Below are 14,211 nucleotides of genomic sequence, written 5' to 3' on the forward strand. Positions count from 1 at the left end.
GCCTTTATACTTGTCAGCAATCTATAGCTCGTATGCCTACTTCACTATTTGAACCACCTCATCCGCAAGCATGAACGTCTCACCCATCATTACTGATGCACACGCACCAGGAGCAAGCTTTCGACCTGCCACGATCGTACCATTCGCAGATCTCAAGTCAGTTATAAGAAAACCGTTTCCATCCTCTCGTGCTGAAAGACGCACATGCTGACGACTAATATGATGATTGTCCTCAAGCGAAATATCACAGGTCTTTGACCTGCCGACAATGACTGGTTTTGTTAAATCAAGAGGCCAACGCATACCATCACGATGGCGTTCGAGAAATACCGTTTGATTTGATTTTGAAGCAGAGCTATGTTTGACAACATATGGAGACGTTGGACTGCCAAAAAATACTGTTTCATTTTTTTCTGCTTTTGAAGCTTCTTTGGCTTGAACACGGTCGGCCGAGGTGGGCGATATTCCAGCCACTTCATCCAAAGTGCGCTCTGCAACACTTTGCTTCGCAACTATTTCTGACGAAGAGTTGCGGTGTGTAAGCATTCCAACCATATCAAATGATGCTGGAGTCGCTGCCTGTACAGCTCCATGGCCATAGATTGGGTCACCAAACTCATCTGAAGTGGAGCGTGATGAAGAAGCGGTATTCGTAACATCATTTACTACAATGCCGAATTCATGATCCAGAAATTCAGCAAGAGTATTGAGGGAAAGAACCGGCGTACGTCGGATAAAATCGAGCGTCGCGATGCGATGGCGCTCATCTTCCTCAAGGGTCAGATGAAGATTGCTGCCGCTGCTCAGAAAACTAATAAGCTGACGTGCTGAATTCGCTTTGTCTTCACGGACATCTGAGAGCGGCACAAACGCAAATCTCAATCCACCTTGTACATCCACATAAACATGATCGACCTCAAAGCGCAACGAAGAGGTAGGGTATCTAAGCCGCGTACACATAGCTAATGCCGAATAAATACGACTCAACATATCTGCATATTGAGACGCTGTAATCCGTGCCTTAAGGTAGCGTTTTAGCTTTGTAACTTCAGTAAGGTCATAATAAAACTGGGGATTTTCTGCAGCAGAATCATAGGTAAAGGGCAGAAGAAATTCTTCCTGTGCATTTTTTAGCCACTCTGCTTGAGCATATTCAAAATTCTCGTGCTTGCCCGCAACAATCACAAGAGTCCTTGCTCCACTTCTCCAGTCCCTGCGCCCAGAAATCTTCATTATTCGTCATCCTTTAGCTCATCACTCGAAGAAACAAGGCGAACTGGTATGACATCTCCACGCAGTGCAAGAAAGCCATCATCTCGACGAGCTGGCATACGATATTCACTTAGCATACGAGGAAAGCGGAAGAATGTCTGCTCGCTAAACCCACTGCCAACCCACACACCATTCCCATGCGCTGTCAGCACCTTATACCAGAGGTCATACAGCGATTTTCCACGCCAGAATTCAGTAGCGGCCACAATACTTGTTATGCCTCTACCCTGTTCTTTTTCGATATAAGTCTTAAAAAGCCTCCCAGGCTCATCAGGCAATGCAGCAAGTGTCTCGATAATACTGCTAAAAACCAAAAGTGAAACTGTCTTACGACCTGCAGCAATTGCCGTAAGAGCAAGAGAGATATCATCCTGCTCTTGGAGTACGCGCCTATCATGAAGCACGCCTAAGTACAATCCAGAGTCGATAAAGAGATAGTCCTCATCTGCAATCTCAAGGCACTCTCGAATTCCTCGCAAATAACGCGCAATAGAATTCATATCATTACCTAGGATGAGCATTGTGGGATGAGAGGTAAGTGAAACAGAAACTGACTCAACTGTCTGACGATTGAAACCAACAGGCAGATTATTTCCTGCAATTGGCAAAAGATCCATATCATGATGATGAACTACTGAAGGTAATGCAGGAATGGGATGGGCTTGTTCGCTGCTTGCAGTAGTTACCCGCCGAGCAAGTTGAGAAATGAGTGAAGCTTCGGTCTGACCAGCCTCACCCACTGAAGCGCCTTGAAACTCATAGCTTGACTTGCCAATCGTGACATACCCTCGCTTGTCTTGGCGAGGCACAATCGTACTGGGTTTTCTGCCTAAAATAGTAATAAGGTCACTCTCGTCATTGAGAGAACAGATGATGTGAGTAGCGATATTGGCACGTAGGCGCATACGAGGAACACTTGCAGAAGAAGCACTCATAGCAAAGTAAATACCATATCGAGGCGCATCTCGTGTCAGCATTACGAGCGTCTCTTCATAGCTAGGATAAAGATCATAGAAGGCAGCGAGGTTTGCTAGGGCAACAACGATATTGCCAAGTGTCTTATCTGGATGTGAACTGTTGTATTCTTTAAAATTGCAGCCCTCTGATGAAAGTAGTTTGCGCCTAGTCTCGATTTCGTGCTGCAGCAGACGAAATAGGTTGTCAACACGTTCGGTATCACCTGCAAGCACAACACCACCACACTGAGGTGCTGCTGCATAAGGCGAAAGTGATCCCGTTCCTAAATCGATAACATAATAAGAAACTTGATTTGCTGAATAATCTTGCGTCAATGAATAGAGCAGCGTAGAAACAAGTCCATCAACACCAGAATTCTGAGAACCATAAAAAAGAATGTTTCCGCAGTGTGCAAGTTCGACCGTATAGAGGAACTGACTCTGATGCTCAGGGTCATCTACCTCACCTAAAGCAACAAGAATGCTCTCAGCATGTGGCTTAAAACAATAACGCTCACGCAGTGAGGCAAGGGAGATATGAGAGGGAAGAACCTCGAGCCAAAGATGACGTGCAGCCTTAGCCTGTGAATGCGCGGTTGCACTTATCTGTGCAAGAATTGCGTTAAGTTCAGATGTATCTTGTGCGGCAGTCTTTCGTGGAGGACGAAGTGAGGTGATTATATCTGCCGTATCATCTACAAGCTCTACCGCATCATCACGCTTAGGCTCAAATTCCTCTGTCGGAGCATAAGATCCTCCTGCATACGATGCCTGTCCGCCTGTGAATAATTCATCATAGCCAACGAGTAAATAAAAGCGACCAGGCTCCTTGATTTCAGCGGCATCGGGACGACGAATCATTTCTTTTGAATCGGCAGCATCAGCAACTTTGAGACATACCTTAAAGCGAGAGTTTGACCAAATCTGATCATTTACAACCCCTGTAGGTTTTTGTGTTGCCAAAATTAAGTGAACCCCCAGCGAACGACCAATGCGCGCCGCTGATATAAGTTCATCCATAAACTCTGGTTCTTGCTGTTTGAGTTCCGCAAACTCATCGGCAACGATAAAAAGATGCGGCAGAGCTTCAAGTAGCGTACCAGCTTGGTAATAGCGTAGATACTTATAAATATCCATCGTTGCTTCACCCGTGATCTTACACGCTTCAGCTAGGATTGCTTGACGCCGTTTAAGCTCACTTTTTATGGAAATGAGTGATCGAGAAATCGTTGCCCCATCAAGGTTTGTCAGCATACCTGCAAGATGAGGAAGCGAGAGACGCTCATTCTCAAAAGCTCCTGCAAGTCCTCCTCCTTTGTAATCAATAAGAACAAAGGCAACTTGATCGGGCGAATAGTTCACGCACATAGACAAAATGTAGGTAATAAGAAACTCTGATTTACCTGAACCTGTTGTACCTGCAATGAGACCATGAGGCCCGTGAACATTCTCATGAAGGTTAAGCAACGAAAGTTCTGCTTGAGCATCTCTACCCACAGGAGTTTGCAGCGTACGCGAAGCATCACCTTCCGCCCAGCGCTTTGCAATATTTAATTGAGCAACATTGCCCACTTCAAACATTTCAAGAAAGCCTAATGAACTCGGCATCTTGTTGTGGGCTGAGGGCATATCAAGATGTACACGAGAAAGATTAAGCGCAAATGTATGAGCACTCTCACGCGAAACCATGCTATCAGGGTTAAACGATACAATGGATCCGGCCACATCGCCGCGGTCAAACATATGGGCGGAGCCATCTTTTACAGTATCGCCAAGAATTTGCGTAGAGCCTTCAATAGTACTGAGGATCCCTTGGTAAGAGAGATCAATAACATAATCACACTCGCGAGGAAGATCCTTAAGTTCCTCTCCAAAGAAAATCAGAGAGAAACCCTTGTTAGTGCGTAAGCTAGTGAGTCGGTCAATGGTATCTGAACGCTCTGCGAGCCTCTTGTTTGCACAAAAAATGAGATAGTAGGAGCCGTAATCTCCTACTTTATCCATCTTGATATCAAGTCTCTGTTCAAGCACACGTTCTAACTGCATCGACAGCTCTGCCAAACCGTCATAATCACAGGCCAAAAAGCGGCGTTGACCTAGGTCGTCAAACAAGTGCGGCAGCGCCCGCATAAATGACCACTCCGCTTCCTCTTTCTTGTCAGCAATAAGCACAAGTTTGACATCCTGGTAGCCATAAAAAGAGCAAGCTTGAATCACAAGGCCGCGAGCAAATGACCAAACATCCGAGCGCGGACCAAGAATGCCAGCAATAAAATGTTGAACTGGATTAAAGGCTAGGGGCACATCTATTACTTTAGGAGGATTCTTTGCAAGCATCTCAACATTATCAAGAAGTTTGTCATTATCCAACGAAAAACGTTGCTGAGGCCAGTGGAAATCTGCTTTAAGAGCACAAGATCCTACGCCTACACGAAGCTCCATAAAGTCATCGTGATACGCACTGCGATTCATAAGACTCGGCGAAAGTATCTCGGCTCTTTGTTCAAGATCAGTAACGCTTGTACGGCCAATACGAAGAATTTCCGCTTGAGTATCGCATTCTTTACGGAAACGTGCTTCCATACCATTAAGATAATCTGTATAGCGCGCTTGCCTACGCCGCTCTTCTTCCGCATCACGGCGCTTAGTGTAATGCTGCGAAATCAGAGGCCAGATAACCATACCTGAAAGCATAGCGACACACATTGCTAAAGAGGGTAAACAGCTCATAACGTCTCCGCCTTGGGAGAGGCGCTGGATTGCAGTAGCAGCTGAAAAAACCGACGCAATACCCATCATGAAAGAAGGACCTATTTGCATGATGGCAGGTCGGTTATCAGGCTTTTTCATCGCAGGCGGATCATCAATTTGGAAAGTTTTGCTATGAATTGTATGGGCAAGGCGAGGCGCAGGGAAGAAAAGTGGAAGTTCATCTGAGGTTTCACTTGCTGGAGGACAAAGTTCCTTGAATGTTTCATGGTCAATAAAACGCGCGCCGACAATTTCCCCACACCTAAATCCAATAGGCTGGTTAAGCGCAATAAAACGATGTCCAACCATAAAAGTTAAATCAAGGATAGTGACTACGTCCCCATAAGCCAAGCTTGAACTGACATGTGGGGTAAGTATCTCACCATTTACGAAAGTGCCATTTGCGCTGCCAAGATCTGTTATCGAAAAATCTTCTCCAACAAGGGTAAGCCGAGCGTGACTGCTTGACACATAATGACTGTCATAGTGCCAATGTGCTGTGGGTGAACGCCCAATCAACACATCAGCATCAACAGAAAAGCCAAGCTTTTTATACTGTCGAGAGCCTTGACTTGAAGGTCTGCTATATAGCACCGCTCCAAGCTGTTGTTCACACACAGGTAAAGGGATTTGGTCTTGTGTGGATCCCAAAGCAAAAATGGCCTCTGCATCTTGCCGTAGTGCCACCTTTGCTACGGGTTCCCCTTCGGCAGGGAAAATCGTATAACCATGAGTCGCCCGAAGCTGGACTCCGCCCTCAGAAACCTCAACTGCTGCCATGCTTACAGGGGAACCCAACATTAATACCGACTGAGACTCAGTCTGTATCGAATAGGTCTCTGAATGACCACCTAGCATCAATGTAAGCAGTAGATTAGGCATACTATCCCCTTAGAAAAGCCGCCGCCTACACAGAGCGGCGGCTTTGGCTCATGTACTCAAAGAGGACGACTTAACGTCTATAGACCCTTATTAACCCCTAAAAGAGCTGGCAATCGAAGAGTCCGTCTCCTCAAGAGTCTGTGCGGTTGCGTCAAGCGCCTGAGCGATCTCTTCGATAAGATCCTTGGCCTTTATAAAGCCAGGACGAAGCTCAGCAAAACGGCTCGCATAGGACTCAGCCGCAGCGCCCTCCCATTCGGACTGAAGCTGATTGAGTAGGTTGTCCATGTTAGAAATAACTTCTTGGACATTGCTAGCCTCACCACGATACTGGCCCGCACGAGAGCGCATCTGATCTGGGGTAATCCTAATCTGTCCTGCCATGGTACCTTCCTTTCTGTTGAAACTGCCTTGCTCCTGACAATACGTGCCTTGCTATGCTTGCACCCACAACAACTATCTGTGGGAAATAGCCACATCAGTGACCAAATGGGTTACGCTGCTGCTCGCCCGCTTTATAGGCCCTCCATACCAGATAGGCTATGAGAGCCACAAGACCTACTACAATTACTACTCCACCCACAGCCTTTACGAGTAAGTGCGGAGTTCGCAATATATAGACAAACCAGTCGCTCGTGATAACCACATTAGAATAAATAGTATCAGAGCTATTCCCTGCAGCATCCTGAGAAACCACCCGATAATCGTGCGGCTTGCCATCAATCTTGAGAACAACACTCTTGGGATCGCCTGATTGAAGTTCTTTATCTTTCCAAGATGTAACAAGCTTGCCATCGATATAAAACTCAAGTTTACGGAGTTCGATATTGTCGTAAGCATCCACCAAGGCGGTCTTGTTGGGATCAAGGTAAGTCGCTCCCGAAGTCACCCCAATAAGGTTTGCCAAAGGCTTTGTTTGGTCAACGGCAAAACTAACAGGGAATGATCCATTATGATTGCTGTCCTTTCCTTCCATAGTATTCTGGGAAAGAAGACCTGCTGCATCCTTAGAAGTCAAGGTGATATGGTAGAAACCATCCTGCTTGAATAGCTGGGCAGGAAGCGTATACGTTGTCGCACTCCAGCCTCGGTCAGGAGCATTGGGATCAATTGCATAGTCCTTATTCATTTCAAGTAGGCAAGATTCAGAGTCCTGAGATAGTTCAACTCTTGACTGCGAAGTATCAAGACCGCTGACATTCACTTCAATGATTTGCACATCTTGGGGATGAGGGAGATATGATCCGTGCACATTTTTTGAGTTGTCTGCAAAGAAATACGTAGACCCAAAGCGATTCACAGAGTATGCAATAGTCTTCTGGGCAATATTACCTGCAAGATCAATTGCTTTGGCATCAAAGGAGTACACATCGTCATATTGAAGCTCGTATGGGATATTGCCAAGACTCACCTGTTTTTCTGTCGAGCTTTCCCTTTCACTGGTGTTGGGGAAATAGCTATTGCCTTGGCGAGCTCCCGTTACGGTGTATGTAGAGCCAAGCACATCAAGATTGGTATCCGAATAAACTACACTTGGGACAACATCTCCCGAGTAGGCATGCTGAGGCTCAACTCCCGTAATCTCTAGCTTAGGCGCAGTCATATCGATGACAAACTCACCTGAATCATAAGATTCTGCGGTATTTCCTGCTAAGTCGCTTACTGTTACACCCAATTGGTAATGCGTCTCACCTGCAAATGATACTTGAGCTCTCCACTCCTCACGTTGCTTTATTTCAGACCAAGAGCTAACAGACGGAGCAGGGCCACCAGAAAGCGTCCGAGCACGTATGTTGCCAAGTTCAGAAGCAAAGTTGCGGTCGTGGACCGTAATGGTCGCTGTTCTTGGTGCCTTGTAATACATACCGTTTGCAACCTCATTGTTATCGTAGGTCACAAGTAGGCTTGGCGCTTGGGTATCAATGACAAAACTCGCTGTTGCTTTGTTAGAAGCCCGTCCCGCACCATCGTAAAAGAATGCTTCAACGTCCCAGTCAGCATCGTCCTCAAAAACCGCATGTGCAACATAGATCTTTTTACCGTCAGCGTCATGCGTTGCCTTGAAATCCTCTGCCTTTAGTGATTGCACAAAGGAACCACTGCCATCGCGTTTGGCACTTTCAATAAGAGTGTCAGGTGCATACTTTTGAATAAGATCAAAGTTTGCCTCATTAACGCTTACAACCATCTTGCGCGCGTGGTTGTAATACTTCCCGTTATGAGCATCATTATCAGCAAAGCTCAACTCTATCTTTGGAGCACTCTCATCAATAGCAATTGAATGAACTCCCGCAGGTCTGTTGGAATCTGCATACTGCGAAAGAGCCCCGGTACTTGCAACGTTACCTGCCTTATCCTCAATAGTAATTGTCGTTTCATCAAGATAGAGCCGACTACCATCTCCTTTAAAAGAAAAGGCCACTTCTCCTGCAAGTACGGATAGTCCCCCTCTAAAGTTAGATTCAACCTCTGCAGTACTGCTTCCCTTATTGATATGAAGTGTGCCTTCTTGTAAGCCTGCAAGATTATCACTTACTTGCAGCGTTACCTTCTCTTCCTGTTTTGCAAAAATCCAGCCCCAAGGTTCATCTTTATGCTTGCCAGAACGATAACGCGGAACGGGTTTAACTTCACTCATCTCAAGGTGACCCAACTTGGGAGCCGTGTAGTCAATTGCAAATTCAAGCTTGGAATCACTCGTTACCAGCTGTTTATCAGAGGAGACTTCCTCATGCACTTCATTGTTTGATAAGAATGTTTGACCTTTTTGATGGCGAGCGATTCCCACATACTCAAGGGAAACTTCATAGCTCCCTTCGCGAGGACGCTTTGGATCTTGAGTGTCATCCATATTGCGTGGCAAATCATAGGTATATACATAGCTGTAAGCGGTCGAAACTATGTGCCCACCACCCGGTACAAACTGACTTACGCTCTTTGGCTCCAGTTCGTGACTCGTGCCATCTAGAGCGGTATACCTAATCTTCAAAATTGGTTCCGCGCCAAACAGCACCTGGTAGACTTCAAACCAAGGATCGGTCACAGTTGCTCTAAGAATGACAGTTCCACGACGGATCTTGAGATCTTTTGTCTTAGGCGTATTTGGAGCATTTTCTAGGGATAGTTGAGTCTTGGGCTTGGTTGTTTGATTATCAACAAGGATACTGTCAATTCCCCAGTCATGCTCTCCTGCATACGTTCCTAAATCAACAGTGCAACTATTACCACATTTGTCATACAAAACGATCTTAATGTCGTGAAGCTTGTAGAGCCCACTCTCCTTAAGTTGTAGATCTACATAACCATCGGAAGAACGCTTTAACTCAGCGATACTTTTCGTATCAAATTGAGGGTTCTCATCATTCAGTGAGCGAGCGATGGAGATGCTAATCGTAGATTTTTGCTCATCTAGCGTCGAAGTAAATGTTTCATCGCGAGAGGATACCTCTGGATTCTGTCCTGATGCACGGGGAAGCAAATCCTGTAATCTGAGACGTAAGGTTCTCTCTCCACCTGCAAGAATTTTCTTCGATTCTGAAAGGGTAGCGACTTCAGATGCAGGCACGCCGCCTTCAATTTCTGCGCCAGATAGCTGCGGAGCAGTTGTATCTATATTAAATTCTGTAGACTTAAGATGGTGCCAGTAGCCAAGATCAAAACTCACAGAATAATGACCATCTGACAGCTTCCCATCAGTCCTTGTATACGGAATCGGAAGACTATAAAGACCAGGAATTCCCATTTGCGTAAATTTGGTCATATCTACAGGAATATCTTTTTTACCAGAAACATCTTCAAAACTTGCGTTCAACGCATGCGAAAAAGCGCTGGTTTTTGATATGAGGTAGAAATACTGGTTTCTTATAATGGCTGTTGGTATGCAGTCGGCAGGGTAAAAGTCCCCATAAACTGGGTCGCTATTGCCATAGCCAGAAGCATCAATAAGGTCAACACGAGTCGACGACTGCGTGGAATCTATCACAACAAAGCCCTCAAAACCCCAATCATGGACATTGGGTACGGCATTGAGGGTAATAGTTGAGCTGTTATCTGCATTATCAGTAAGAACAACACGTATCTCGGTAAGCAGATAGCAACCTTCAGAATCAAGGTTTATTTGCACACTATCCTGCACGGAAGTGAAGGTTTGCGAGTTACTACTACCAGAACTCGCAGTGGGAGAGCTGCGTTTAACACTTAAAACCTCAACAGACGCAATACCCGTATCAACAGCATCCCCATCAGATCCGGTATCAGTAAAATTAATTGCTATCCTGCGAGTACCGCCCATAAGGAAGCTACTGGCCTCTGAAACAGCTGCTATATCGGATTTTTTAAATCCTCCAATAATCTCTGCTGAAACTACGCGAGGCTTCGTCCTATCAATAATCAGTTCACTTTTAATATTTTGCCCAAAGCCAGTCCCTAGTGGCTGGTGTGCAAGTGCATCAGCGCCAGCATAGGCAACCTCAATCGTATGCGTACCCTCTGCGTCAATTGGATCAAGCTTTAACGCATACTCATCGCTCGTTCCATTTATTGCAGTAAGTTTAGCTGGATCAAGTACTTTAGTTTCTCCGCCATCAAGTTTGTATGTCAGCGGATGTGCGTCTACCCATGCAGGGTCCTTGATAAGTTCTTTAAAGAGCGAATCTTTAAGCGTAAGTGTTGGAATTATTGCGTGTGCGTTGGTAAGGTTTTTCCCGTTTACTTGTTTAACCTCTGAACCAAAATCAATAGAAAGTTTTGTACGATCAACTTTACTGTCCTTAATTCTCAGTTTTGTTATTCCTGAGGCTTTGATCATAGGAAGTTCGGAAAGTGTCTCACGTTGGATATTGCCCGCTTGGTCGGACACAACAACAGAGACTTTTGTGAGGTCGAGTGTGGTTTCACCCCAATTTTTAAGCTCCTTAGCTCCAAGCGTAAAGCTGACGAATTCTTCGCGTGTTACTTCAGAAGGCTTTAAAGTTTTCTTATTGCCATCTGGTGTTACATATTCCAGCACTGCTCTTTCATGGGTATCAGCAGAAAGTCCCGATACGTCTTCACCCTCAGTAGAAGAATCGCGAGGTAGGATTCCAATTTTTAGACCCGAAGCTCCCATAGTGAGCATCTTTTTATTGGTATCAATCCACTGTTTTTCAAGATCTAATGTCACCCCATCAATACCATCAACGAGCCGTTGCTTCCCGTCAATTTTTGGCGCCGTATAATCATGCTGAACATTCACTCGATAAACAGTTGTACTGTTCTTTTGCTTTACAAAAAAATGAGAGCATGAGGCTGCAGGGATGCCAGAAGGTGGCGCCGGGGTTGCAAAGTTGCCCAGATCATCAAGCTTATAATCAACTGAAAACTCAAGCTCAAAGTCCAAAGATGCTTTATGTGAAAACGTAGTTTGCTTATTTTCCTTATTGATCCAGAGGGTGGGGTTTTTGGCATCAAGAATCTTTGGCTCTTTTAGCTCTCCATTCTTAGTCTCCAAACGGATCAGGTCATATACCCAAGAAGGAGCATCCTCAATGACATCGTAAGTCTTTGAAGGAAGAGGGTGTGCATGAGCATCATCTTGTACCGTGACATCCGTTGAGGCTGCAGGACTATTTAATGAGGTGGGTAATTCCTCCGTATTATCGTTATCGATAGCTTCGTCTGTTTTAGCAGATTCTTCTAGAGGAAGTGACAGCGCCTCCTGCCTTGCCAATACGGGCTGTGGTACCCAAAAACCACCTATAGAGAGCGCAAGAATTGCGGCGCATGGCAACACTACAGCAATAAGTTGACGATGCTTGGCTTTAGTAATAGGCATATCCGTCTTTTTGTGTGCACTCATACGTCTAAGCTTCTTCATGTGACCGCCCTTCAACTTCATCTGAGGGCGCAGCTGCATGTATAGCATCTGAACTACCCTCAAAAAGCGTTGTTATATCCTCAGTAGGCGTTTCCATCAATGGACTTGTCACGGTTTCTGTAGATGACTGTCCAATTGAGACTGTCATATCTTCATTTGCTGATTTAGAAATAAGCGTAGTTACGTCTTCTGTATTGGGAGCGCTAGGATGAGACAAACTGGTTCCTGCGGTTTTTTGCTTCTTAGCTTGTGTATCCTTTTCCATAAATCTCACGTGCAAAGAGCCGCTTGCAGATTCGTCAGCAGCAAAGACTGACTGACGACCTGCGCGAACTTGTTCGCTGCGAGGAACTGCGACTTTACCACTACGAAGTTCTGCAATCGCGTCACGCGCTGTTTTGCCCACCAGCTCATCATGCACCTCATGCACGTGCTTCGTAAAATAAAAAGTTATAGTGACAAGCAAGAGGATTATTGCAACAGAGTAGCCAAAAACCTCCAGCGTTCCAAAGAATTGCACACTCATGATTGCGCCTTCCCCGAATCAACTGTACGCGCATCGACAAAAGCATCGTCTATAGAATTAAGAACCCTGCTCTCAGAATTAAGCGCACGATCCTTCTCGCTATCGAGGAATGCTGTTGTTGTTGTCGCTTGACTTGCAAGGTCAATGGCATCGTGCGTGAGTTCGAGCATCTCATAATGAGTAATGCCATCAGCGCGAAAGTTGCGCGGATACGTGCTCAACGCATCGAGAACGAGGTTGGCGGCCTGTAATTTCATAACATCGTTATTCTCACCTTTAAGCGACTCAACAAGTTTGCCAAGCTGATCGAAATAAGGTTTATATAGTCCCGAATCGTCACCTTCATTAATCAAGGGAACAATCTGAGCATTGAAGTCGGCAATATCCGAATAACATTGTGCCAACTTATGCTGATCAAAACTTTTATCTGCTGCCGCTATGTGCATCCATTCTGCTGCGGCTCTAATACGTTCGGACTGACCCGGCAATTGCTGAGAGCGCTCAATGTCAACCGCTTCCTCGGGGTCTACCCCATAGCTGTACCAATAGAGCTTACCAATCCTAAAAGCCAAATCAGAATATCCTGGCGCATTCTTCAACTCGGCGATATGGGAAAGTAAGGTCTCACGCAGCTGTGCTTCTTCCGAGCTGTCAAAATAAAGATCTTCGCGGTAGCGTTTAATCAAACCAAGGTATGGACGCGTATCGGCAGGCTTAATATCAGCTGCATGTACGTATGCCGATGTTGACTCAGCTTGGTTGGAACTCTGTTGACCAATTTCCATCCAGTGATCAAAGTCAGCGTCTGTAGCCACAATACGACCAATTGTGCCGCCAAAACCAATCGCACAAAAAATGATCGCAGCAACTCCAAGCCCTACAAACGTCCTCCATGTCTTTCGTAAAGTGGCACGAGCTCGCTCATCATTTTCCTGATAGTGACTGAGATCATAAGCAAATTCAGCACAGTCGTTATAACGGTCCTCTGGGTTTATCTGCGTAGCTTTTGCAACAATTCGTTCAATACCTATAGAGAGACTAGGTACGATCTGACGCAGTGGAGGAAGCTTTCCCGATACCTCTGAAGGGCTCTTTCCTGTTAAGAGGTTAAACATCGTGGCACCAAGAGCATATACATCTGCACGAGCATCTAGACGCTTCATACTCTTTTCGTATTGCTCGGGAGGAGCAAACCCAGGTGTACCCAAACGATCCGCATCTTCACCCGCAGACTGAGGTATACCATCTTCTGACAACTCACATGCAATGCCAAAATCAATGAGTTCAACAAGCCCATTAGGTTTGAGCATAATATTCGAGGGCTTCATATCTCGATAAACAACACTTGGCTCGCGCCGATGGAGATACATCAAGACATCGCAGAGTTGCAACGCCCAATCGCATACATCAGATTCACTCTGAGCTCCCTCTGTTTCAATAACGGAAGACAGAGTATGACCTTCAATGTAATCCATGATTACATATAGCGTGCCTGATTCATCAACCAGATCAACAATACGTGGAATTGCAGGGTGATCAAAACTCTTGATAAGGTTTGCTTCGGTAACAATACTCTTCACGATCAGATCATTTTGAACAGGGTCTGCATGGTGACGGATCTCTTTTGCTGCCCACTGCTTGTTAAGAATCGTGTCGAGCACAAGATAGACCTGGGACATTCCACCAGAGCCAATGGTAGTTAAAAGTCGATAGCGACCCCCTATCATTGGCAGATCATCTATAGCGACACTGTCCTGCCTACTTTGCGTAGCTTCAGAAACCATTGTCGAAAGGGTAGGTGTACCGAAGCTGGCCTTTGGCTCATGGGCTTCCAATTCTGAATACTCTGCCGCCATAAGCTGTCCTCGTATCGTTTTATTATCCTAACTTTTTCACTAGTTAACCATTAGTATATCCTGAATTCCGAAGCAAATTTTAGCAAATAGGGTCATCTACCTGTGTAGATGGTC

Annotated in this window: 6 protein-coding genes; all 6 read right to left on the reverse strand. The window is 45.5% G+C overall.

Going from position 1 to position 14,211, the window contains the following annotated elements; all coding sequences use genetic code 11:
- Positions 1-36: 36 nt before the first annotated feature.
- Positions 37-1,185, reverse strand: a complete 1,149-nt coding sequence (locus ACO5JD_RS08600) for an FHA domain-containing protein (protein WP_484989174.1) — start codon at positions 1,183-1,185, stop codon at positions 37-39.
- Positions 1,186-1,232: 47 nt separating this feature from the next.
- Entirely contained in the window at positions 1,233-5,861 is a 4,629-nt protein-coding gene (gene essC / locus ACO5JD_RS08605; RefSeq protein ID WP_484989176.1) for a type VII secretion protein EssC, read from the reverse strand.
- A gap of 90 nt (positions 5,862-5,951) precedes the next feature.
- Positions 5,952-6,245 carry a WXG100 family type VII secretion target gene (locus ACO5JD_RS08610; RefSeq protein ID WP_484989178.1) on the reverse strand — a complete coding sequence of 98 codons (294 nt, stop codon included), beginning with the start codon at positions 6,243-6,245 and terminating at the stop codon, positions 5,952-5,954.
- A 94-nt stretch (positions 6,246-6,339) separates the two neighbouring features.
- Complete coding sequence (locus ACO5JD_RS08615; protein ID WP_484989180.1) at positions 6,340-11,715, reverse strand: hypothetical protein; 5,376 nt, start codon at positions 11,713-11,715, stop codon at positions 6,340-6,342.
- Positions 11,702-12,241, reverse strand: a complete 540-nt coding sequence (locus ACO5JD_RS08620; RefSeq protein WP_484989182.1) for a hypothetical protein — start codon at positions 12,239-12,241, stop codon at positions 11,702-11,704. The genes ACO5JD_RS08615 and ACO5JD_RS08620 overlap by 14 nt, the downstream gene beginning before the upstream one ends.
- A complete protein-coding gene (locus tag ACO5JD_RS08625; RefSeq protein WP_484989184.1) occupies positions 12,238-14,097 on the reverse strand; it encodes a serine/threonine protein kinase in 1,860 nt (619 codons plus the stop codon). The genes ACO5JD_RS08620 and ACO5JD_RS08625 overlap by 4 nt, the downstream gene beginning before the upstream one ends.
- Positions 14,098-14,211 lie beyond the last annotated feature (114 nt).

This window comes from Olegusella sp., assembly GCF_057238325.1.

Excerpts from the sequence above, each read along its gene's own strand:
- essC (WP_484989176.1), bottom strand. The coding sequence starts at position 5,861 with ATGCCTAATCTACTGCTTACATTGATGCTAGGTGGTCATTCAGAGACC.
- ACO5JD_RS08610 (WP_484989178.1), bottom strand. The coding sequence starts at position 6,245 with ATGGCAGGACAGATTAGGATTACCCCAGATCAGATGCGCTCTCGTGCG.
- ACO5JD_RS08615 (WP_484989180.1), bottom strand. The coding sequence starts at position 11,715 with ATGAAGAAGCTTAGACGTATGAGTGCACACAAAAAGACGGATATGCCT.
- ACO5JD_RS08620 (WP_484989182.1), bottom strand. The coding sequence starts at position 12,241 with ATGAGTGTGCAATTCTTTGGAACGCTGGAGGTTTTTGGCTACTCTGTT.
- ACO5JD_RS08625 (WP_484989184.1), bottom strand. The coding sequence starts at position 14,097 with ATGGCGGCAGAGTATTCAGAATTGGAAGCCCATGAGCCAAAGGCCAGC.